Source organism: Desulfosediminicola ganghwensis (assembly GCF_005116675.2).
In the GTDB taxonomy this organism is placed as follows: Bacteria; Desulfobacterota; Desulfobulbia; order Desulfobulbales; family Desulfocapsaceae; genus Desulfopila; species Desulfopila ganghwensis.
In genome coordinates, this window is sequence record NZ_CP050699.1 from 1924925 (window position 1) to 1947572 (window position 22648).

Here is a 22648-nt window from a genome sequence, read left to right on the forward strand (position 1 = left end):
TATGATCAGTGGGCGAGAGACATTGGCGTCGATTGAAAAGGCATTGGTAAGCGAGCGGGACAATGCCCTGAGGCTTGATCGACAGAATTCAGAATTGACGGAAAAAAAACTCAAGCTTGAACAAGAGGACCTGGAAGACTACCGGCAGCTTGCACGGTTGCGCGTGGATTTGATCAACAGGGAGCTGGTGGACAGCAAGCTGGACAGAGCCGAACAGTTAGTAGCCGGTGTTCTTGAAAAGCGTGAGCTGGTAATTGCTGAGATAGACACGGCGCTTGCGGCTGTTGCCGACCAGCTGCTCCAGAAAACTGGAGAACGCGAGATGCAGGAAGCGGCCGTTGATACACTTGCAGAGAAAATAGATCAGGCTGAAAAAAAGACCCAGGCAAGATTGCACACCGACCCGGACTATGCGAAGCAGCATTCACAGGCCATCGAAGCAGAGCGTATTGCTGTTCACGCCGAGACCAAGGCAAGCCAGAGCGAAGAGGAGTTGGAAAGCAAGGGGCAGCCGTACCGTGATGACCAACTGTTCATGTATCTTTGGCAAAAAGGGTATGGCATGGCTGACTACAAGGCCGGCAGGATTGTCCGGGCACTCGATGGCTGGGTCGCCCGTTTGATTGGCTACAGTGAGGCAAGAGCCAACTACTTTCGGCTTCAGGAGATCCCCGGTCGCCTGCGCAATCATGCAGATACCTTACGTGACGTGGCTGAAAAAGAGTATGAGATACTCCACGATATGGATAAAAAAGCACGTGAGGAAGATGGCATAACGGTATTGGATGACGAATTAGAGAAAGGGCGTAAAATTCTGGAAGATATAGACAAAGAGAGTGAGAGCATCCTGCAGCGGAGGGAGCAGCTGGAGCAGCGCAAGGCTGAGTTTGCCTCCGGAGACGATGAGCAGTATCGCAATGCAGTTGAGTATATGAGTGGCGAATTGCGGGCCAAGGAGCTGGGGCATTTGCATCTGGCAGCTCTTTCGACACCTTATCCGGAAGATGATGAAGTCGTGGCCAGACTATTGCAAAGGGATCGAGATAGGGACGAGCTGTCGGACACCATAGTCGAGATGAAAGAGCTGCGAAAGAGACATGAGTCAAGGCTGGCTGAGCTGGAACAGGTGAGACGTGAATTCAAACGGCAGCGTTATGATAGTGCTGGTTCCGGTTTTGCGAGTAGCGAGGTGATTGGGCTGGCTTTGAATGAGTTTCTTCGCGGTATGGCCAGTCGCGATTCTTTCTGGAGAATTCTTGAGCAGCAGCGACGGTACCAGAAGAGGCAGGCCAACCCACGCTTTGGTTCAGGGGGGTTTGGTCGCGGTACGGTCTGGGGTGGGGGCTGTGGTATGCCGGGGGGCGGTATGCGCTTTCCCAATTCCGGCAGAGGTAGACGGGCAGTGAGGCCCCGACCATCAGCAGGTGGATTCCGTACCGGTGGCGGGTTTTAGCCTGCACTTTTCAAGAAAGTAACGAGAAAATAAAAAAGGGTTGCCTCCTGATGGAGACAACCCTTTTTATCATTTTGGTAGCGGGGGCAGGATTTGAACCTACGACCTTCGGGTTATGAGCCCGACGAGCTACCAGACTGCTCCACCCCGCGTTGGAAGGGTGCACTATACACTCATTAGATTTCCTGTCAAGCGTTATGGCGAGAAAGATACTTTTATTGTGCTTTTCCTTTTTCGAAGCCAGAACAGAAGCCTATTGTTCATGGGCGAGGATATAAAATTTCAGTGGCCCTTTGTACTGATCTACGGCAAGTGATGCTGCCTTGTCATTACAGTGCAGGGCAAGAGCAAAACCATGGAGATAATCAGCGAGCAGGCACAGCGAGTTGTCGGGAAGGGGCGGGGAGAGTTGCAATGGGGGTGATGATCTTCATAAACCTCTTGGTGAAGACCTGGGCTGGGCCATCATCTGTCATGGCCAGCATTGTTTCCAGTATTCCGCTATGGGCATATAGGAAATTGAGGTAGCTTTTGCAGAGGAGAAGACATTCTTCCTGCCATGATTTCTGGCCGCACGGCATATATATCGATTGCATCAACTCAGCTGTTACGGCATTGAGCAGGGCGGATTTGTTTGGGAAGTAGTAATAGATTGCCATGGGGTCGACGCCAAGAGTCATTGCGACCTTGCGTATGCTCGGCACTTTTCCCTGTTCTTGCAATAAATATGCGACTGACTCGCATATTATGGCTGACTTTGGTTTTGCAAAATTTATGGTAGGAATAGATGCCCTTCTAATAGGAAAATAGCCTATGAAACTGTGCTCGGCTTCGGTGGTGAATGGTCATATTCAAAGCCGGTTTTGTATGACTTTGGGGCAGGGGGGACTATTCGGGCGAAAGTCGGCTCTCCCTCAAAGAAGGGGGATGAAAGTTTTCGGCAGGGCAGGCAGGGAGACTTGCACCTGGTGTTGCTTACAAATTTCCCAATAAAAAAAGCGCTTATGGCAGATTGCCATAAGCGCTTTTCAAATTTTGGTAGCGGGGGCAGGATTTGAACCTACGACCTTCGGGTTATGAGCCCGACGAGCTACCAGACTGCTCCACCCCGCGTTGGAAGGGTGCACTATACACCCATTGGATTTCCTGTCAATCGTAATTGTGAAGGTAAAGAGTATTTATTATTCTTCTGATCTCATAAGTGGCTAAACAAGGGTGATAATGAGGGGGGAAATAAATATACTCCTGCATCACATTCAGCAGGCAGCACACGCGCCACTGAACAGGCAGAAGCGAAACAGCAGGGCTGGTCGGGGCAAATAGCTATGGCAAGTCCAGGAGAGTCGACTGTGGCCGGCCGAGAGTGCTGTCGGTCAACCGCGCTGGGTTATACGCCGGGTCAGAAACAACTTTTATCTGTGTCTTTAAAACAGTCTGACTTTATCGTGAAAATTTGCACAATCATGCAACTCTGTCTCTGTCGTTTTGGTGTGGCGCATATCGTTTAAGACGAGGACCGTAATGTGCTTCTGGTATGGTGTCTGGCTGGGCGAGCTGTTGGGAGGGGGAAAGGTTTTCGGGCAGGCACTTAGGTCTGTAGATGGCAGGTTATTCAACTTTTAGGGCTCTCCCTCAAAGAAGGGGGATGAAGCAATAAAAAAAGGCTTACGATCAGAAGATCGTAAGCCTTTCCCATTGGCATTGGTAGCGGGGGAGGGATTTGAACCCCCGACCTTCGGGTTATGAGCCCGACGAGCTACCAAACTGCTCCACCCCGCGTTGCAAAAAAATAATATAACTAATGTAACATTTGTGTCAATCCAAAACTGTGAAAACGATATTTCTAATATTCGTCATCATCCGGTTTCGCCGGGGCAAAGGGCGAAATCTTATTTATGATATCGGGCGGAAGTCTGGTCAGTTTGCCGGTCCTGTCCACTGCCACATGCACAGTGTACCCTTTTACCAACAGTCTGCGTTTTCCATTATCTCCGCCACGATATATACGGTAGTTGAAGGCGCACTTCAGCCTGGTCAGCTCGCGGATTTCAGTTTCAATAGTCAGCAGGTCGTCATAGAGGGCCGGGGCCTTGAACCGGGTCCAGCATTCGGTCACCGGCAGTACAAAGCCCATTTTCTCTATGTCACTGTAGGCACAGACCCAATCCCGCATCAACTCGGTACGGCCATATTCGAAGTATCGGAGGTAGTTGGCGTTGTACACTACTCCCCCGGCGTCGGTATCGCCATACAGAACCCTGACGCTGCTGCTGTGGATATGCTCATTCATAATAGGTTATTGTTCAAGCAGTTTTTCGATCATTGTATGACCAGCCTCAATGCCATTGCCAAGTTCGCGGTCGATGGCGATTGCTTCTTTTTCGTTGAAGGCGCGGCCGCAGCCGGGAGTAGGGCGACGGGAGTCATAGATGATGGTTGGTACCGGATCCGTAGTGTGGGTCCGTATGGCGAGCGGTGTAAAGTGATCCATGGTGACTACCATTCTGAACTCTTCCTCCGCCTCCACCAGATAGTCGAGAATCGGCTTGACGATGCGGGAGTCGAAATCCTCGATAGCCTGCATCTTATCCTCAAGGCTGCCCTTGTGCCCAGCTTCATCAGGGCCTTCGAGGTGGACAAAGGTGAAATCCTGCACCTTAAGACTCTCAATAGCTGCCTGGGCCTTGCCCTCATAGTTGGTATCGATGTAGCCGGTCGCACCTTCGATATCCAGGATGGAAAGCCCGCCTACCACACCAAGGCCTTTCAACAGATCAACGGCGCTGATCATGGAACCGCTGATGTCAAAACGTGACGTTAAGGGCGGGGCGCTGGGCATCTTTCCTTCTCCCCAGAGCCAGACCATGTTGGCAGGGGCTTTGCCCGCTGCAATCCGTGTCTGGTTGACAGGATGGTCTGCAAGAGTTTTCTCTATTTTTTCAATAAGTTCTTTCCAGGTGGAATCCTGCAGGTACCGGTTGAAAAACTCACTGACATTCTGCTCGATATAATCGTGCGGAGGCACAGTCTCAAAACCGGGATGGGCACCTTTCAATACCATCAGATGGCGATAGCTCACCCCTGGGTGAAAAGTGAACATCTCATTGGCGCATTCATTATTCAGGGCAGTGATCAACTGATGGGATTCTTCGTTGCTGATGTGGCCGGCGCTGAAGTCAACCATTTGCACACTGCCGTCGGAGCCGCGCTCAAGGGTAACCATATTACAACGAAAGGCGGTCTCGTCATCGGCAAGTTCAACTCCCATTGCAGCGGCTTCAAGGGGTGATCTGCCTGTATAGTAGAGGGCCGGCGCATAACCGAGCAGGGACATGTTGGCCACGTCGCTGCCTGGTGGAAAACCCTCCGGAACGGTTCGGTTCAAAAAGAGCTCTCCATTTTTGCAGAGCTCGTCAATGGTCGGGATCTGGGCAGCTTCGAGCGGTGTTTTATCGCCGAGCTGGGCGACGGGATAGTCTCCCATACCGTCGCCAACAAGGATGACATATTTCATAGGGGCTTGCTGTTATTCCGGGTTAAGCATGCGAATTTTAACGGTAGGAGTGGTGCAGAATTCCAGAGCGTCGATCTCCTGGATTGCCTGTTCAACAGCTCCCTCGGTGGCCCTGTGGGTCCTGAATACGATATCAACGGGGCCGTTGGCGTCACGATCGGGTTGGATCATAGAGCGAATGGAAATTCCGTACTTGCCGAAAATGCCGGTGATGGTGGAGAGAACGCCGGGCTTGTCGAGTACGGTGACACGGAAATAGAATGGGCAGACAAGCTCGCTCATCGGAGTGATGGTCGGCTGGCCGATGTGTTCAGGCAAATACGAGAGCGCCGGTACACGATTGATAGACCCTGCGATGATGTTACGGCTGATATCTGCTACATCAGCGGCAACTGCGCTGCCGGTGGGCATCATACCTGCGCCCTGGCCGTAGAGCAGTACGTCGCCTACGGTATCGCCGTTAACGAGAATGCCGTTGAATGCTCCGCCGATGGTGGCCAGCATATGATCTTCCGGTACCATGGTCGGATGCACGCGGGCCTCGACATTGTCGATGTGGTTACGGCTGATTGCCAGCAACTTGATGCGGCAGCCGATCTTTCTGGCATACTCGATATCGATCGGTTCAATTTTAGAGATACCTTCGACGCTGATGTGGTCGAGTTTCACATCGAGTCCATAGGCTATGGTCATCAGGATCGCCAGCTTATGAGCGGTGTCGATACCTTCCACATCATATGTTGGGTCCGCCTCGGCGAATCCAAGCTCCTGAGCGGTTTTCAGTACTTCCTCAAAGGCCATGCCGTGGTCAGTCATCTGGCTGAGGATGTAGTTTGCGGTGCCGTTCATGATGCCCTTGATGGAGTTGATCCGGTTGGCGACCAAACCTTCTTTCATCGACTTTATGATAGGGATACCGCCGCCGACACTGGCCTCAAAACCCACCTCTACGTTCTGCTTGACGGCGGCATCAAAGATCTCTTTGCCGTGAATAGAAAGCAATGCCTTGTTGGCGGTAACGACATGTTTGCCTTTGGCGATAGCCTCCAGCATAAATGTTCTGGCAGGTTCCATGCCGCCGATCAGCTCAACTACGATGTCGATCTGGGGATCGTTGAAGATATCGTTTGCGTCTTTGGTCAGCGTGACGTCGGTGAACGGCTCGCCGAGTTCGGTGATACCGATGTCTGCAACACGGGTCAGCACTACATCTGCGCCCATTTTTTGCTGGAGTCTCTCTCTCTGGTCGTGCAGTGCCTGCGCAAGGCCGCGGCCGACGGTACCAAAACCAATAAGACCTACTTGGATCTGTTTCATAATCTGTAGCTAAAATGTAGAAGTTTGCTTGTGACTTGGTGCAAAAGCAGGGGAGTGCACAATCTGAAGGGGATGTTGGATCGGAGCCCCCTGACGAACTCCGAGGATCATTTATTGGGCAAAAAATACCCGCTTTAAGGATGAAAGTCAAAATGTTCAGCCAGATATTTTTCTGGCCTCTGAGATGAAATTAGGCTATATTTACGCCTTGCTTTGATTCGGGTGGGATAATAATCTGTAGTATATTGTGATTATTGACTTTCACCCGTCTGATTCCTCCGTCGAAGTCCTGGCGGGGTGTGGTCGAATGGAAGGATATTCTATCGATGTTTCACTGGGCGCAATAAGCGAACAGTTTTTATTTTTATATATCTTATAAGGAGAGAAGCAATGGGTAAAAACATCCTGGTTTTCGGACCGAATGGAAGCGGTAAAGGCACTCAGGGCGCAATCGTTCAGAAAAAATACGATATCCCTCATATCGAGTCCGGTGCGATTTTCAGAGAGCACATTGGTGGTGGAACCGAGCTTGGCAAGAAAGCCAAAGAATTCATCGAGCGCGGTGACCTGGTTCCTGATGAGATCACTATCCCGATGATGATTGCCCGTCTGCAGAAAGATGATTGTAAAGCAGGTTGGATTCTTGACGGTTTCCCACGTTCCAAGGATCAGGCAGTTACTCTGGCCGAGACTCTTGAAAAAGAAGGACTGGCACTCGATTATGTAATCGAGATCGTTCTCGATCGTGACATCGCCAAAGAGCGTATCATGGGTCGTCGTCTCTGCGTAAACGACAATAACCATCCGAATCACATCGCTTTCGACGCTATTAAGCCGGTGGAAAAAGATGGTAAGCTTGTTTGTCGTGTTTGCGGTGGCGATCTGAATACCCGTGCTGACGATCAGGACGAAGACGCTATCGATAAGCGCCACGGCATCTATTACGACGAAGAGACCGGTACCATGGCAGCTGTAAATTACTTCAAGAACGGCAGCGGCCCGAAAGTAATTTCCGTAGATGGCTCCAAGTCCATCGGTGAAGTGACCGAGTCCATTATGAGCGAGCTGTAGAAAGCCGCTTGGGAATCCTGATAGAATTGATGGATTTCATGTTTATAGTTCAAACAAGGGCATACCCGCAGGTTTAAGGTGTGCCCTTATTTTTTGCCTTACTGCTGAGGCGTTATATAACATCGAACCCCAAACGGGGAGACAGGTCATAGGGTGTCGGATGTACCGGAAGTGTCCCGATGGCCTTTTATGGTATATGGGCCAAGTGCCCAACAATATTACAGGTCGCTCAAACGACCATAGATAGATTCCGCGATGTAAGGAGTTTATCGGTATTTCATTATGGAAGAACAGACGAAGAACAACAGAGTTGGAAAAGTATATCTCGTAGGTGCTGGACCTGGTGATCCCGGACTCATTACAGTGCGAGGAAAATACCTGCTTGAGAAGGCAGAGGTCTTGGTCTATGACTATCTGGCGAGCAAGAAATTGCTCAAGCACGTCTCTAAGACCACCAAGCTGGTTTATGCCGGCAAGCGTGGCGGTGTAAAGCATACCCATACCCAGGAAGAGATCAACCAGATGCTGGTCGATTACGCCAAGGAAGGCAAGGTAGTAGTTCGCCTCAAAGGTGGAGACCCATTCATCTTTGGTCGAGGCGGTGAAGAGGTACAGGAACTCTTCAAGGCAGGGGTTCCTTTCGAGGTTGTACCAGGTGTAACTTCCGCAACTGCGGCAGCTACTTATGCAGGTATTCCGATAACCCATCGCGACTACACTGCCTCTGTAGCATTTTTGACCGGCCACGAAGATCCAACCAAGAAGAACTCCAATATCGACTGGGCTAAATTGGCCACCGGCGTTGGTACCCTGGTAATTTATATGGGTATCAAGAACCTGCCAACCATTGTCGAGAATCTGGTCAAGAATGGTCGTGACCCCAAGACTCCGGTCGCAGTGGTACGCTGGGCATCCACCCCGGAACAGCGTTCTGTTGTGGGCAATCTGGAGACCATTACGGATATTGTTCGCGATGCTGGTATTACCCCACCATCTTTGATTATCGTAGGCGACGTGGTCAAGCTGAAAGAGGTCACTGACTGGTATGAGAAACGGCCGTTGTTCGGCAAGAAAATTATCGTTACCAGGACCAGGGAGCAGGCCAGCGAACTGATGGTAGGTTTAGAGGAAGCCGGGGCAAACTGTCTTGAGTACTCAACCATCAACATCGAGCCTGTTGAGAACTACGATGTGCTTGACGGTGAACTGGAGCGTTTGAATGAGTACCACTGGATTCTCTTTACCTCGCTCAACGGTGTGAAATATTTCTTCGATCGTCTCTTTGAGCGCGGCCTGGATGCGCGTGACCTGAAAGGCCCGGATATCGGTGTGGTTGGCAAGTCGACCGCAGATTACCTCATGCAGTACGGTCTGAACGCTGATCTTATCCCCAGTGTCTTCACCGGAGAGGGACTCGCCGAGAGTCTGCTCGACCAGGGTGTCGAGGGGCGTAACATTCTCATTCCCAGAGCAGTACAGGCCCGGGAAATTCTGCCCGAGACTCTGCGGGGAGCTGGTGCCCAGGTGACTGTAACACCGGTTTACCAGAATATACCGCCCCAGGGACGAAAGGATGCTCTGCGTGAGGACCTTGAAGCCGGTGATGTTGATATGATAACATTTACCAGCTCTTCAACCGTACGTAACTTCCTGACCATGGTTGAAGCTAAAGACAGTGAAGAATTGCAGCAGCTGCTGGCTGGTGTGAAGATTGCGGCCATAGGCCCGATTACCGCCAAGACCGTTACCGACAACGGCTTGAAGGTAGATATTCAGCCGCAAGAATACACCATTCAGGCGTTGGTGGATGCAATCACCAACTTCTTTACCGAGCAGAACTAGTATAGTCTAAAACCACAGGGGCTGATTTTATCAGCCCCTGTGTCGAAGCTTTCTGCATATTGTCCATTATCGCCGGTTGTCCACCAACACAGGTTGTAACATGGAGCCTATATGTCAGTAACACCTCATCAAATTCTGTCTGCAGAGACGAACCTGTCGCTTGCAGAACCCTTTCCTTTTCCCGAACATATCCGGTATCTTCGTGACACCCCCGAAGGGGCGGAACAACGTGTGGTCGAGGTTGATGACCAGGACCAAGAAGAGAGTGAGGAGCACCGTGTCCTGCTCTGCCGGGTTTGCAGTTATACGATTACTTCAGAAAAACAAAGTATCGAGATGAATGGTTCCCATCGCCATACATTTTTCAATCCTGCCGGAATTGTTTTTGAGCTTGGTTGCTTTGCTGAGGCGAGCGGAGTGGCGCTGTTTGGAGACGCCAGTTCTGATTTTTCATGGTTTTCCGGTTATGCCTGGCGGGTTGCGGTTTGTGCCAGATGCGGCACGCATCTGGGCTGGCAATTTTCAGGCGCACGCACTTTCTATGGTTTAATTTTGAAGCATCTGGCACAGGGGTAGGCTTTCCTCTGTTGCTCGCAGTAGGCCTCATCTGGTGTCTGATCTGATAGGATTTCATGTGGCCTTATGGTGTTATCTCTCTCGATATAGCTAACACTTAGAAGGCCTCAGTATGTCAAGGGCCAAAGAAATCTATTAACAGGAAAGGGGCAATTCCCTCTTGTTTTTTTTCAAAGTGATTCAATTCATTGGACAATAGTTCCAGCTTGGGTTTCATATTCGGTTGCAGGCAGGTCCTACACCAAACACTTATTGAGGTTCCGACCTTTGTCGAATCATTTGCAGTTACCGACCAGGTAGCAACCTGGCAGATTAAATAGCCCGCAATCCCACTTCACTTAAAATGAATCGACTCCAGTTGCAGGGTGGTTTATTTCCCTGCGACCTAGAAACAATTATGTACCCTTGTGCCGTCCCATTCAAAACAACTAGGTAGTCCATACAGGCCCTCCTTAGTTATGTGCGAGCTCGGGGAAGGGGTAGAACCAATTCCAAGAAATTCAATCTCCTTGCATGTACGAGGAGCAGAACAGGTGACCAATCAAAACTTGTGGTTGCCGTAGTGTCAGGTCATATAATTTTCACCGGGATGTGATGCTGCATATGGGGTCGGTCCTGAATGGCGCTAGTTTAAGCGTGTTTTATAGGTGAAAAGCAACTGAATATATTGGCAAAAATTGGTATAATTTGCTATGCGAAACCAACACCAAATCATGCCAATGTTGCCCGGTTTTCACCTTCCCAAACGAGGTAGAAAACCTCATAGCCAACAACAAAAATTTGCTCGAAAAATCACTTCCCTCAGACAGAACTCTTTTAAACAGATAGGAGAGATTTTTGGGCAATTCATTCCCACGAAATTGCTCAAACAGGATCCTTCGGGAAAGATGAGCAGACGACGTTTGTTTACCAAGGAAAACACTTTTTGGTCCTTCTTAGGCCAAGTCCTTGATGCAGACGGTGGATGTAGAGAAGCTGTAAAAAAGTTGCAATCATATGCATCTAACCACGGCCTTCGGCTTCCATCATCATCTACCGCTTCATATTGCTGTGCACGTAAGAAATTAGATGAAAATCTGCTTGTTGAGGTGTTTCAACATACTGCTAAATGGTCCGGAGCACGACGTGCATCTCATTCATTAAATGATCGCCAGGTAATTGTTGTTGATGGGACAGGTGTTACAATGGCGGATACAGCAGAAAATCAAGAGCTTTGGCCACAGTCATCGAACCAGAAACCAGGATGCGGCTTCCCCTCAGCACGAATATGCGCATACTTTTCATTGCAAACCGGAACAATGCTCAGCTATGCCATCGGTAATAAAAAGAGTAACGAACTTCCATTGTTCCGTAAGCAGTGGTCCACCTTTGAGGCTGGTGATATCTTTCTTGGTGATAAAGGTTTTTGTAGTTACTTCGATTTAGCCGAGCTGAAAAAACGCTGTGTTGATAGTGTGATAACACTTGCTCGTAGAAAACCAGTCGGTAGGAAAAACTGCATTAAAGAATTCGCTCCTGATGATCTACTGATTGAATGGAAAAAACCAGTATACAGGGAAATGGTGTCGTATTCGCGGAAAACCTGGGAGGACCTTCCCGACAAACTCGTTATGAGACAAATCAAAGTAAAGGTGACTCAATCAGGGTTTAGAACAAAAGAATTTCATATTGTTACCACGCTAATCGATCAAGATCAGTACCTGAAAGACGAAATTGCAGCGTTATACCTTAAGCGTTGGGATGTCGAACTTTTCTTTCGTGATATCAAGACAACGATGGGATTTGATATCCTCCGGTGCCAATCGCCTGAAATGATAAAGAAAGAAATTTTAATGTACTTCATAGCGTACAACTGCATCCGGCGCATAATGTTACAAGCGACACAGCTGGTAGACATTGATATCCGGTCTATCAGTTTCAAAGGAAGTCTACAGGCTATTAGAAGTTGGGAACCACGGTTGGGGTCCTCTAGGTTGAGCACAAATGAAAGACAAAACATGCTCTCAGATTTATCCTTTGTCGTGGCTCGTTGCAAAGTTTTCGACAGGCCTGGACGAAGCGATCCGCGGTGTCTTAAGCGAAGACCAAAACCTTATCAGTTACTCAACAAACCTAGAAGTGAAATGGTCGAAATACAGCATCGGAGCAGATATGAAAAAAAGGCTTAAACTAGCGCCATTCGGGTCGGTCCTGAATGGCGCTAGTTTAAGCGTGTTTTATAGGTGAAAAGCAACTGAATATATTGGCAAAAATTGGTATAATTTGCTATGCGAAACCAACACCAAATCATGCCAATGTTGCCCGGTTTTCACCTTCCCAAACGAGGTAGAAAACCTCATAGCCAACAACAAAAATTTGCTCGAAAAATCACTTCCCTCAGACAGAACTCTTTTAAACAGATAGGAGAGATTTTTGGGCAATTCATTCCCACGAAATTGCTCAAACAGGATCCTTCGGGAAAGATGAGCAGACGACGTTTGTTTACCAAGGAAAACACTTTTTGGTCCTTCTTAGGCCAAGTCCTTGATGCAGACGGTGGATGTAGAGAAGCTGTAAAAAAGTTGCAATCATATGCATCTAACCACGGCCTTCGGCTTCCATCATCATCTACCGCTTCATATTGCTGTGCACGTAAGAAATTAGATGAAAATCTGCTTGTTGAGGTGTTTCAACATACTGCTAAATGGTCCGGAGCACGACGTGCATCTCATTCATTAAATGATCGCCAGGTAATTGTTGTTGATGGGACAGGTGTTACAATGGCGGATACAGCAGAAAATCAAGAGCTTTGGCCACAGTCATCGAACCAGAAACCAGGATGCGGCTTCCCCTCAGCACGAATATGCGCATACTTTTCATTGCAAACCGGAACAATGCTCAGCTATGCCATCGGTAATAAAAAGAGTAACGAACTTCCATTGTTCCGTAAGCAGTGGTCCACCTTTGAGGCTGGTGATATCTTTCTTGGTGATAAAGGTTTTTGTAGTTACTTCGATTTAGCCGAGCTGAAAAAACGCTGTGTTGATAGTGTGATAACACTTGCTCGTAGAAAACCAGTCGGTAGGAAAAACTGCATTAAAGAATTCGCTCCTGATGATCTACTGATTGAATGGAAAAAACCAGTATACAGGGAAATGGTGTCGTATTCGCGGAAAACCTGGGAGGACCTTCCCGACAAACTCGTTATGAGACAAATCAAAGTAAAGGTGACTCAATCAGGGTTTAGAACAAAAGAATTTCATATTGTTACCACGCTAATCGATCAAGATCAGTACCTGAAAGACGAAATTGCAGCGTTATACCTTAAGCGTTGGGATGTCGAACTTTTCTTTCGTGATATCAAGACAACGATGGGATTTGATATCCTCCGGTGCCAATCGCCTGAAATGATAAAGAAAGAAATTTTAATGTACTTCATAGCGTACAACTGCATCCGGCGCATAATGTTACAAGCGACACAGCTGGTAGACATTGATATCCGGTCTATCAGTTTCAAAGGAAGTCTACAGGCTATTAGAAGTTGGGAACCACGGTTGGGGTCCTCTAGGTTGAGCACAAATGAAAGACAAAACATGCTCTCAGATTTATCCTTTGTCGTGGCTCGTTGCAAAGTTTTCGACAGGCCTGGACGAAGCGATCCGCGGTGTCTTAAGCGAAGACCAAAACCTTATCAGTTACTCAACAAACCTAGGAGTGAAATGGTCGAAATACAGCATCGGAGCAGATATGAAAAAAAGGCTTAAACTAGCGCCATTCGGGTCGGTCCTCCGTTACGATGAAAATTTCGCGCCTGATCTACTATTCAGGTAGCCCCAGTTAGCTTTCGGGTTCACCTGTTCCCTCCAATCTATGTTGAGAGAAATTTCTCCATATCAAAAGGTTTCTGGTTTTTGAGCATGAAATAGACAGCTCTGCCAAGTTTATGGGCCAAAATTGACATGGCCTTGCTCTTATTATGCTTTCGTACCAGCTTCTCGTGATACTTTTTTTCCTGCTCATTGCGTTTAAGAAAGAGTTGCGCAGCTTGTGAAAATGCCCAGCGCAGATGTGCATTGCCGATCTTCTTTCCGGATGAGCCTGAGAGTTTACCGTTTGATTGTTTTGCGCATTTGACCAGCCGACTATAGGACGAAAAATCCTGAACCCTGGGGAACCGATAAATATTTTCTATCTCATAAAGGATGTCCAAGGCAATGATCTTGCCAACTCCAGGGATTGTTTGCAGCAATGCATAGGCGACCGGGTCATGATGTTGAGCACATATGACAATGTCTTGCTCCAAAGAATGTATGATCTCGTCGTATGCTGCCACCATTTGCATATTGGCTTCTATGCTTTTTCGTACAATGGGGTCGTCAAATCGTTCAGCAACCCCGTCTCTATTGTGAGGCTTGGCGATTTTGCCAAGCGGTTCCTGCAGGTTGTACTGAGTAGCAGTGTTTTGGGTGTGGGCAAAGAGTTCTGCGCGTTTTCTCATGAAGTGATTACGTCGGCGCAAGAGGTCACGTGCGGCCCTCATTTCTTTAGGGTAGACATATGCCATGGGAATCAATCTTGTCGTTTTTGCTTTTTCCTCCGTGGCTTGCTCGCATATAGAGGGCATGCCCAAGGATAAAGGGAATCCCCTCTTCATGACACAGATCGGCGAGCCAGTACCAGGCAAACATGCATTCTGCGGCAACAACTAAATTTTGTCTATAAGGTCGAACTGCCTGAAGAAATGCATCCGGATTTGTGTTAATATTCCGGTGAAATACAATTTCTCCTTGGGCATTGATGATGCACAGGTACATTTTGTTGGTGTGAAGATCTATGCCGCAGGAAAATTGGTGTTGTTTTGTGAAAAATCTCATGTGAAGGTCTCCTTTGTTTGAGTTTGCCTTGGAACAACCTCAATCGTACCGAAATAGGTTCGGAGCGAAAGGGAGGCCTTCACTGTTATCAATACCTTTAGCGGGCGCTCTTGGGGTCTCATACGATTTCAGAAAGATATCTTCGTATTTGATCGACCTCTAGAAGCGTTCGATTATCGCATTGTCAATCCAGCGACCTTTACCATTCATGCTGATGGCAACTCCATACTCTTTCAACTGGGACGCCCACTTCTCTGAGGTGAATTGGCAACCCTGGTCTGTGTTGAATATTTCCGGTACTCCTTGTTTGATTACCGCTCGCTTGAGACAACGTGGACAAAATTCCGTACCCAGTGTTGTGGATAATTCCCAATCGATTATCTTTCGCGAATACCAGTCAATTATGGCAAAGAGATACACAAAACCTTTTCTCATTGGCACCTAGGTGATATCTTCGGCCCATACCTGGTTGGGCCGTACTATCGACAAGCTTCCTATGAGATATGGGGTATATGTAAGATGATTTGCCTGGAATAGTTGCCTGTCTACGAGGGTAAATCGCCTCAATACCCATGAGACGCAGTACCCGCTTCCGACCTATTCTGATACCCGTTACCCGGCGAAAGTACTTGCTCATCCGCTTGGGTCCTATTGTAGGATCCGCAAGGTGAATCCTGTCAATCAGCCTCATAAGCCGCTCGTTGACAGCTGACTCATTCCTGGGCTGATAATACAGTCTTGATCAATGAATTTTGAGTAACTCACATTGGCGACGGATACTCAGTTGAGAATTCCAGTCTATTTGTCTCGCCCTTTCAAAGGAATCCCCAACTGCTCGTACTTCTTTTTCGCGAAATTCCAACTCCATGGTCAATGGGTCGGCTTTGCGCTCTAGCGAAACTTTGTCTTTGGCTTGCGCATCGTTATCGGGTTAGTTGGGAAACAGTTCCGGCATACGCTCAAACAACTCGTTCCTCCATTTCCCGACAATTACCGGGTGGATCTCGAAATCTTTGGCAATCTCACTCTGGTTTTTTAGCCCTTGGATGGCTTCAAGGGCAACCTTGGCCTTAAACTCTGCTGTATGTTTTCGTCTTTTCCTTTTCATAGACCCTCAATGCAGCATGTTGAGGAATTGCTGGCATGTAAACTTAAGGGTGTTCCGAATACATGGGACCGTCTCTGTGGGTGGGACCAGAAGCCAGGTGGGAAGTGCCTGGCTGGCGGGCTGAGGTGGCGTTGTCGCACCATCCGTAAAAAGGCGTTCAACCGCTGATACCCATGAGCGGTCAATGACAAGCATTCAGCCCTGGCGGCTGTAAATAATCCTCAAGTGGGAGCTATCTCCTCAAAGTATGGAGCCTAACTGTCTCTGAGCCTGTATTCCTTCCCAATTTTTATACGTATACCATTCACTTTTTAGCTGGTGGATTATGCATGGTGTCAGCCGGTCTATCGGCCTGCATCAATTATCTTTTCTGTCTCGATCAAGAGCAGTGAAATCGGCTGAAGTGCCACGTATTACACATTTTATGCTCAAAAAAAGGATGTATTTTGGTAACCCCTTTCGATAAAATACTTCAAAGGGACGACCATGGTGGCGTAAGAAAGAACAGCACCTATCCAATGAGTGACCTTTTCGGGTTTCCATGTCATCCCCTTTTCGTTGTCAGGCGAGACCAAGAACTCAACCGCCCAGGAGTTCCTGGAGCTTTGAGGTGAATGCGTATACACAACGCTTAAATTCAACAACCCCACATTCTGGCCTAATTGGCTTTGCACACGATGTGTTGCCGTGCGCTGAGAACGGGGGATTACCGCCTTTTGATATTGAAACATGGCATAACGATACTGCTGTACTCTCGAACGAGGAAGCTGGGTTGATAACCGTCGGGTTCAACGAACAGGTTGCCGCTTCCCCGTTGGTTGAATACGGGGGCAGAGGGTTGATAGATTGGTACGACGCTGTCTCTTTTACGTATTATCAAATGTAATATGGAGGTACATCATGAGCAAACGAAACTGCTACATTGTAGTGATTATCCTAACCATTGCTATGATTTTATCTGGAGGTGTTTCCGTCATGTCTGCACCCGGTGGTGGCGGCGGTGGTGGTGGTGGCGGCGGTGGTAATGATGATGTGCCGGACTATGGTGATCAGGTTGTTCTCTACCGGGATCTTAATGGAGTTCCCATTAAAAATACAGAGGAAACTTGTATTGAATATAACAGTGATGGGGTCTGTATGACATATGGGGAAAGTTGGTGCCTCCAACCTATCGCTTCAGAGGATTGTGATGACTGTGAAGAGCCCGAGGAGGGCGTTTATCTCGTGCCCCTGGATCTCTACACCTGTACAGCGAAACCAGAGTATGAACATCTGCAGATGGAGGTTGAGTTTGGTCGGATTAACCTAATGCGCTCCCCGATTGATGTGCTGGAGGAGCAGTTGGAGGAGGCCCTGTATAGCCTGACCACGGCAGGCTGCCTCTTCAGGGATGCTGCAGGCAGGTTTGTGTACAGCACCCTGGTAAGCGATGGCGAGGTGACGAGTAATGACACTTCACCTGCACACAGCACAGGCAAGCTCGTGTACACCGATGCCACCCTGCTCAGCGATGGTGTGGTGGAGACTCATGCCATAGACTCACCTCTCCAGAATCTGGCAATATACTGGAAGATAATGAAAGACGGAAAGCTGGACGACAATATAGACATTGGCTCGACAGCTCAGGAGAAAGCCATGACGGCGGCGCGCGGCCTTGGCGCGTCCTCGGATAAAGAGGGCGAGCTCACCGTGGACATGCTCTGGTACATAAATCAAATTTTTGGTCTCACTGCAGATGGCGGTAGTGCTCTTTTTGAGAATGATTTTATCACGGTGCGGCAGGAAGTTAAGGGGGTAATGACAGAAGTTGACAAGTATTATTTAATGTTTGATTCCTTTTGGGAGGACGGTGGTACTTTTTCATATGACAGGGCGAATAACTTTACTTATCTACCTTCTCCTGCGTATATCCCTGCAGCAGCGCCCGAAGATGGTGTTTTCGAGTATCTCGCGCCAAACAGCACGGGGGGCCTTGATGTGGTTCAAGGGCAAATTCTGGGGGCAGTGCCTGAGCTAGTTGCTGATCCGGGTCTAGAAGCTAGCGGCATAAACGGCTTTGTCCAGGCCGCTGATGACACCCGCGCGACCATCGAGTTCGTCCACACCTGGGAGGTTCCTGAGACCATGGCGACACCGATGGTATGTGAGGTCGAGGCAGAAGACTGGTTTGATCTCAGTATCAGCGAATATTCCGGGCTGCAGGTTCCGAAACGCATGATCACACTTGCTGAGGATCGGGAGGTCATCGTAACGGTCCATAATGCCGGCCCGGCTGCGGCAAGCGGTTGTGTATCGGTGGTGGCGCTTGAAGTGGGTGAGGAGGAAGAATTTTACAATGAAAAGTACTGCTTTGGTGAAGCTGAAGAACTAGCGGCTCTTCCGGCTGGCTACAACTATACCTGGGCTGACTTTGTCCCAGCTGTGGAGGTTCCCTGTATCATCGAATGGAAAGCGACAATCATTGATACCGCAGGTATGGATGTGAATTCGTCAAACGATGAGGTAGAGGAAACAACAAAGGTCGTCTCCTCCGGCGGCGGTGGTGGCCATTAAGGTAAGAATACGAAGGAAAAGACAGGAGGACTCAATTCATTCGTTGGAGGTGAGAAATTGAACAAACAAAGGCCGGGAGATCTGCGATGATCTTCCGGCCTTTGCTATTGGTGATACGGGCTAAGGAGCGGTTGTTTAGGTCTCCTTGATGAGATCGATCAGTTCCTCAGAACTCATCTTGGCGCTAATGTCACTGCCTTCCAGTAAACTCCCTGCGAGATCGCGCTTTTCCTGATGGAGCCTGACGATTTTTTCCTCAATGGTATTTTTGCAGACCAGACGGTAAATGGTAACCGGTCGAGTCTGGCCGATTCTGTGAGCCCTGTCTGAGGCCTGGTCCTCGATCGCAGGGTTCCACCACGGATCCATATGTATAACGTAGTCCGCCGCAGTGAGGTTCAAGCCGAGTCCGCCAGCCTTGAGGCTGATCAGGAACACATCACCCTGGCCTGCCTGGAAGGCTTCAACCCGATCTTTTCGAAGCTTGGAGTTGGTGGCACCATCCAGGTACTGGTAGGAAATACCTTTTTCTTCGAGATACTCGCGAATAATCTTCAGGTGGCCGATGAACTGGCTGAATACCAGGACTTTGTGACGGCTTTCGATGAGTTCTTCAACAACAGAAGAGAACACCTTGAGCTTGGCGCTGGAGATCGTAGTGTCAGCATCAAGCAGGCGCGGATTACAGCAGGCCTGACGGAGCTTCATGATCTCCGTCAGGATCTGCAGGTGACGGCCTTTCTTTTCTTTGTTGTTTTCCAGAATATCGATGGCGTTCTGGCGCAGCGCCTCGTAAAAATGCGACTCTTCGGGGCTCATCTCCACGTTGAGAGTAACCTCGGTTCGTGATGGCAGCTCGTCGAGAACCTGCGATTTGATACGGCGCAGAATAAATGGGCGAATCAGTTTTTTGAGTTTCAGGCGTGCTTCCCGATCCTGGAACCGCTCGATGGGGATGGCAAAACGTTCATTAAAGCTATTGAGCGAGCCAAGCAGGCCGGGGTTGATAAAGTGGAACAGGTTCCACAATTCGCCCAGATGGTTTTCAATCGGGGTGCCGGTGGTGATGAGGCGGAACTTGGCCTGCAACGACATTGCAGCACGGCTGCGCTTGGTTGCAGCGTTTTTGATTGCCTGTGCTTCATCGAGAATGACTGTCTGCCACTGGACTTCTCTCAACAGATCCTCTTCCTGCTGAAGCAGGGTATAGGTGGTGATGAGCAGATCAAACGGGCCGAGCCCCTCGATAATCGATTTGCGGTCCTTGCCTGCCAGGGTTTTGATAGTGAGGGTTGGAGTAAATTTAACCACCTCACTCATCCAGTTGGTGGAAACCGAGGTGGGCGCTACGACGAGCGAAGGTCCCTTAGTGGCGTTTTTCAGGATGATAGCCAGGGACTGGATGGTTTTGCCCAGGCCCATATCGTCGGCAAGGCAGCCGCCCACACCCCATTCGGCCAGGCGCGCCAGCCATGCGAAACCCTCGAACTGGTAATCGCGAAGCTCCGCCTGCAATGTCGATGGCACCTTGGGCAGAAAATTCTGGGCGTCACGTATTCTATCAAGCTGTTGATTCCAGCCCTTGTCGGCGTGTGTATTCGCTCTTAGAGCGAGCTTTTCCAGAGGCATTGCAGCCAGTGGGTGGATGAGGATCTCATTTTCGTCATCATCGCTCATCCCTTCAGAGTAGATGTTCATCTCATCGAGGCGACGTATGAACTCCTGGGTAAGAGCGAGGAACTGGCCATCACCTAGCTCGATGAAACGACCGGATGAGTTTTTCATCTTGGTGAGCAGGTCTTTGAGGTCGATGACCGTATCCTGGTCAAGTTGCAGTTGACCGCTCATGGCGAACCAGTTGTGCCGATTGGTGCGGATCTTCAGGTTCAGGTTTTCCATGGAAGCCTGGTGGGTGATGTTCAGTTTTTCACCCTCGGGCCATTCGATTACTACCTTGTCACGGATAGCCTGAAGTTCGTGAAGAGCCTGGAGGCAGTCATCCGGGTCCTGTAAATGCCATTCCCTGTCGTTTTCCTGCTCGAGATCCATGGCTAAATCAAGGATGGGGCACAACTCTTCAATATCACGTGCCTTTTCTTCTTCAAGGGCGAGGTTTCTGCGAGTCTGAAGACGCTTGCCGTTTACCTCTGCCATGATATTTTCTACACCTTGTCCAGGCTTGAGGTAATGTCCTCCCTCGGTGAATGGCTTGACAAACATCTCGAGCCTGAAGCCGGTGCCGTAGGGCAGCAGGTGCATATAGATGGTTGAATCAGCCTCGACAAAGGTGATGTCATTACGCTCGTTGCTCAGCCGGTCTGTAGCTATGGCAGAGTGAACTGTCATAAAAGAGGAGATGTTCCCGATGGCGGTCAGCACATGTTCGCTGGCAGATTTGGGGACGGTAAGACCATCTTTGCCGGTAATCTGTGCGATCCGGCGATGATTGTCGCTGATCCTGATCACTTTGATCCGGGTGGGAGTCTCTTTGTACAGCGCAATATTATCTGCGGTGATGGGTTGGGCGAAACAGATATGCAAAAGGTCGCCGCGCTCTTCGACCAACAGTTCCGGTTCACCGGAGATCAGTTCAACCGGGGTGGTCGGCGAGTGGCCAAGAAAGAGCAGAGGGTGGCCGATCATTGCCAGCAGTGCTTTGTCTATATCAAAGTTGTAGTTGACCCCCTGGGTCTCTGCGTTCTGGATTTTTTTGATTGCGTTGCAGATCTTTCGGTCCTGTGGGGTGAGAAAGGTCAGCTTGCTGCTCTGGTAAAGCCGCGAGAGTGAAACAGGACGACCTTTGGACCAGTTCCCGGTCGGCAACAGTTTCTGTTCCCTTGGGCTGAGCTGGGCGGTGTTGCCATTTACGTCGATCAGCCAGATAAGACGGACTGTCTTCTGGGGCTCTTCCTTTGCGGTGGTGGTGGCATGGATAAGTGCCTCAAGACTTCTTTTCCATGGCTCCTCCGGCTCCAGGATGGAAAGCAGCGGGATGATGCCGAGTTCCTGCTCTATACGAGCGCGGGCCTCTTGGTATTCATCCGACGCGTGCAGGGTTTTGGCAAGTAATTCAGTGAAGATACTGGCAAAGAGCTGGTAACCGTTTTCTTTGGCCCTGGTGTAGGAGTCGACTATGAAGTTCTCAAGCTCCGGGTCTATGGCACTGTTGAGCCAATACTGACAGAGGCCGGCAAAGACGGCAGAGAGACTGGAGAGCTGGGTGACATCGTCGATAGCCGGTTCTTCATCGGGTGCAACCGCATTCAGATGCGAGCTCATCACAAAAGCGAGGTGCTCATAGGCCTCAGTCTCTGTGGAGTTTTGGAAAAGAGTCAGGGTGTTGCTGATCTGGTCTGCAATAGCGCTATACGCCTCTTTCTCGGCACCTTTGAGCAGGGCGAGAATATAGAACAGACCGGTTGGACCGAAAAATGCTACACGTTCAGAGCCTGTGAGTTCCTGCAGAAATGCTTTGTCCGCATCAAATGCGGCGATCCCGTTATCGTCGGCGCCAAGCAGAAACTGAACCGTGCCGAGTGCGCCTGTGCCATGGAAGGAATCAGGCGAATTATCGATGAGCTCTCCGGCTTTGGCAAGCTCTCCGCGAAAGAGCAGTTGATTGAAAAGCAGTCGGCGGAAAGGGATGATTTCATCATCGGTAAGATGTTTGAATTCATTCTCATCCGAAAGGAAATTAAAGATGTCGGTTGCCGGCTTGAGGTGCGCCTGGCTATGTTGCAAGACACTGCTGAAAAGGTAGAACTGGAACGATGTTGGCAGGCTGCGAATCCATTCTGCGTCAAATGGGCTGGTTGCAACCTGAACAGTGGGTGGCATATCGCCTACCAATTCGCTGCATTGGGTGCTTAAAAATTCTGCAGCCTCTTCGATCAGATCAAAATCCTGAGTGTATATGCCAATGCGCATTTCCCGAACGGCACGCCAACACCTGGTAGACCACTTTCCGTAATAGTAGGAGACAGGAGCCTCTTTGCGGATGGCATTTGCGTATGTGGCAAAGGTTCCCTCTTTCACAGCATTCTTGCTTAACACCTCGACGAGTTCGGGGATAACCTGACGCTCGGCGTTTAACAGCCCAAGTTGTTCGAACTTGGAGAAATAGTGGTTGAGATTCGCTGCAGTAGGGCGGTTTCCTCTTGGATTTTTAAAATCGAGTTTACGCAGGCAATTAACCAGCAAGGTAGTATGGGCAGGCTCGTAAACAATTGATAAAAACTGAAGGAGGGACTGCTCAAAAAAAGGAAGTTTATCTAACTGTTCAAGAGGAGGGGTGTCGGTTGGCATGATTATTATGATTGAATTGATACTCCTGATTATAGCTTCTGTTTTCCCCGAAAATG

The 22648-nt window shown here is 49.2% G+C and carries 15 protein-coding genes, 3 tRNA genes and 1 pseudogene; 7 read left to right on the forward strand and 12 right to left on the reverse strand.

Annotated features, from left to right (window positions below):
- Window position 1: 1 nt before the first annotated feature.
- Window positions 2-1453: a coiled-coil domain-containing protein gene (locus FCL45_RS08120; protein ID WP_136799879.1), complete on the forward strand. Its 1452-nt coding sequence runs from the start codon at window positions 2-4 to the stop codon at window positions 1451-1453.
- 75 nt (window positions 1454-1528) lie between these two features.
- On the opposite strand, the gene FCL45_RS08125 is transcribed toward FCL45_RS08120, so the two are convergent.
- From FCL45_RS08125 to FCL45_RS08155, 7 genes are all read right to left on the reverse strand, one after another.
- Window positions 1529-1605 (reverse strand) — tRNA-Met (locus tag FCL45_RS08125).
- 213 nt (window positions 1606-1818) lie between these two features.
- A complete protein-coding gene (locus tag FCL45_RS08130; RefSeq protein WP_136799880.1) occupies window positions 1819-2157 on the reverse strand; it encodes a TetR/AcrR family transcriptional regulator in 339 nt (112 codons plus the stop codon).
- 332 nt (window positions 2158-2489) lie between these two features.
- A tRNA-Met gene (locus FCL45_RS08135) sits at window positions 2490-2566 on the reverse strand.
- Between the two features lie 589 nt (window positions 2567-3155).
- Window positions 3156-3232: transfer RNA gene (locus FCL45_RS08140), tRNA-Met, on the reverse strand.
- Window positions 3233-3296: 64 nt separating this feature from the next.
- Window positions 3297-3743, reverse strand: a complete 447-nt coding sequence (locus FCL45_RS08145; protein ID WP_136799881.1) for an acyl-CoA thioesterase — start codon at window positions 3741-3743, stop codon at window positions 3297-3299.
- 6 nt (window positions 3744-3749) lie between these two features.
- On the reverse strand, window positions 3750-4967 hold the full coding sequence (locus FCL45_RS08150; protein ID WP_136799882.1) for a cofactor-independent phosphoglycerate mutase: 1218 nt from the start codon (window positions 4965-4967) through the stop codon (window positions 3750-3752).
- Between the two features lie 12 nt (window positions 4968-4979).
- Window positions 4980-6284 carry a homoserine dehydrogenase gene (locus FCL45_RS08155; RefSeq protein ID WP_136799883.1) on the reverse strand — a complete coding sequence of 435 codons (1305 nt, stop codon included), beginning with the start codon at window positions 6282-6284 and terminating at the stop codon, window positions 4980-4982.
- A gap of 390 nt (window positions 6285-6674) precedes the next feature.
- On the opposite strand from FCL45_RS08155, the gene FCL45_RS08160 reads away from it, so the two are divergent.
- The 5 genes from FCL45_RS08160 (at window position 6675) to FCL45_RS08180 (ending at window position 13516) form a co-directional block, all read left to right on the forward strand.
- Window positions 6675-7355, forward strand: coding sequence for an adenylate kinase (locus tag FCL45_RS08160; protein WP_136799884.1), 681 nt, complete (start codon window positions 6675-6677; stop codon window positions 7353-7355).
- 282 nt (window positions 7356-7637) lie between these two features.
- The gene (cobA, locus tag FCL45_RS08165) at window positions 7638-9197 is read left to right on the forward strand and encodes a uroporphyrinogen-III C-methyltransferase (protein ID WP_136799885.1); all 1560 of its coding nucleotides are present in this window, start codon (window positions 7638-7640) and stop codon (window positions 9195-9197) included.
- A gap of 111 nt (window positions 9198-9308) precedes the next feature.
- On the forward strand, window positions 9309-9773 hold the full coding sequence (locus FCL45_RS08170; RefSeq protein WP_136799886.1) for a cereblon family protein: 465 nt from the start codon (window positions 9309-9311) through the stop codon (window positions 9771-9773).
- Window positions 9774-10486: 713 nt separating this feature from the next.
- A complete protein-coding gene (locus tag FCL45_RS08175) occupies window positions 10487-11941 on the forward strand; it encodes an IS4 family transposase (RefSeq protein ID WP_217907577.1) in 1455 nt (484 codons plus the stop codon).
- Between the two features lie 120 nt (window positions 11942-12061).
- Window positions 12062-13516: an IS4 family transposase gene (locus FCL45_RS08180; protein WP_217907577.1), complete on the forward strand. Its 1455-nt coding sequence runs from the start codon at window positions 12062-12064 to the stop codon at window positions 13514-13516.
- Between the two features lie 104 nt (window positions 13517-13620).
- On the opposite strand, the pseudogene FCL45_RS08185 reads toward FCL45_RS08180, so the two are convergent.
- The 4 genes and pseudogenes from FCL45_RS08185 to FCL45_RS08200 all read right to left on the reverse strand — a co-directional run bounded on the left by FCL45_RS08185 (window position 13621) and on the right by FCL45_RS08200 (window position 15734).
- Window positions 13621-14626: pseudogene (locus FCL45_RS08185) on the reverse strand (IS110 family RNA-guided transposase).
- A 159-nt stretch (window positions 14627-14785) separates the two neighbouring features.
- The gene (locus FCL45_RS08190) at window positions 14786-15061 is read right to left on the reverse strand and encodes a DDE-type integrase/transposase/recombinase (RefSeq protein WP_136799676.1); all 276 of its coding nucleotides are present in this window, start codon (window positions 15059-15061) and stop codon (window positions 14786-14788) included.
- Complete coding sequence (locus FCL45_RS25240) at window positions 15024-15317, reverse strand: IS3 family transposase (protein ID WP_136799675.1); 294 nt, start codon at window positions 15315-15317, stop codon at window positions 15024-15026. The genes FCL45_RS08190 and FCL45_RS25240 overlap by 38 nt, the downstream gene beginning before the upstream one ends.
- A 240-nt stretch (window positions 15318-15557) precedes the next feature.
- On the reverse strand, window positions 15558-15734 hold the full coding sequence (locus FCL45_RS08200; protein WP_136799674.1) for a transposase: 177 nt from the start codon (window positions 15732-15734) through the stop codon (window positions 15558-15560).
- A 900-nt stretch (window positions 15735-16634) separates the two neighbouring features.
- On the opposite strand from FCL45_RS08200, the gene FCL45_RS08205 reads away from it, so the two are divergent.
- Window positions 16635-18287 (forward strand): hypothetical protein, encoded by a 1653-nt coding sequence (locus tag FCL45_RS08205; protein WP_136799673.1) that lies wholly within the window; start codon window positions 16635-16637, stop codon window positions 18285-18287.
- 135 nt (window positions 18288-18422) lie between these two features.
- On the opposite strand, the gene FCL45_RS08210 is transcribed toward FCL45_RS08205, so the two are convergent.
- Entirely contained in the window at window positions 18423-22592 is a 4170-nt protein-coding gene (locus FCL45_RS08210; RefSeq protein ID WP_136799672.1) for a DEAD/DEAH box helicase, read from the reverse strand.
- Window positions 22593-22648 lie beyond the last annotated feature (56 nt).

Excerpts from the sequence above, each read along its gene's own strand:
- FCL45_RS08120 (WP_136799879.1), top strand. The coding sequence starts at position 2 with ATGATCAGTGGGCGAGAGACATTGGCGTCGATTGAAAAGGCATTGGTA.
- FCL45_RS08145 (WP_136799881.1), bottom strand. The coding sequence starts at position 3,743 with ATGAATGAGCATATCCACAGCAGCAGCGTCAGGGTTCTGTATGGCGAT.
- FCL45_RS08150 (WP_136799882.1), bottom strand. The coding sequence starts at position 4,967 with ATGAAATATGTCATCCTTGTTGGCGACGGTATGGGAGACTATCCCGTC.
- FCL45_RS08155 (WP_136799883.1), bottom strand. The coding sequence starts at position 6,284 with ATGAAACAGATCCAAGTAGGTCTTATTGGTTTTGGTACCGTCGGCCGC.
- FCL45_RS08160 (WP_136799884.1), top strand. The coding sequence starts at position 6,675 with ATGGGTAAAAACATCCTGGTTTTCGGACCGAATGGAAGCGGTAAAGGC.
- cobA (WP_136799885.1), top strand. The coding sequence starts at position 7,638 with ATGGAAGAACAGACGAAGAACAACAGAGTTGGAAAAGTATATCTCGTA.
- FCL45_RS08170 (WP_136799886.1), top strand. The coding sequence starts at position 9,309 with ATGTCAGTAACACCTCATCAAATTCTGTCTGCAGAGACGAACCTGTCG.
- FCL45_RS08175 (WP_217907577.1), top strand. The coding sequence starts at position 10,487 with ATGCCAATGTTGCCCGGTTTTCACCTTCCCAAACGAGGTAGAAAACCT.
- FCL45_RS08180 (WP_217907577.1), top strand. The coding sequence starts at position 12,062 with ATGCCAATGTTGCCCGGTTTTCACCTTCCCAAACGAGGTAGAAAACCT.
- FCL45_RS08190 (WP_136799676.1), bottom strand. The coding sequence starts at position 15,061 with ATGAGAAAAGGTTTTGTGTATCTCTTTGCCATAATTGACTGGTATTCG.
- FCL45_RS25240 (WP_136799675.1), bottom strand. The coding sequence starts at position 15,317 with ATGAGGCTGATTGACAGGATTCACCTTGCGGATCCTACAATAGGACCC.
- FCL45_RS08200 (WP_136799674.1), bottom strand. The coding sequence starts at position 15,734 with ATGAAAAGGAAAAGACGAAAACATACAGCAGAGTTTAAGGCCAAGGTT.
- FCL45_RS08205 (WP_136799673.1), top strand. The coding sequence starts at position 16,635 with ATGAGCAAACGAAACTGCTACATTGTAGTGATTATCCTAACCATTGCT.
- FCL45_RS08210 (WP_136799672.1), bottom strand. The coding sequence starts at position 22,592 with ATGCCAACCGACACCCCTCCTCTTGAACAGTTAGATAAACTTCCTTTT.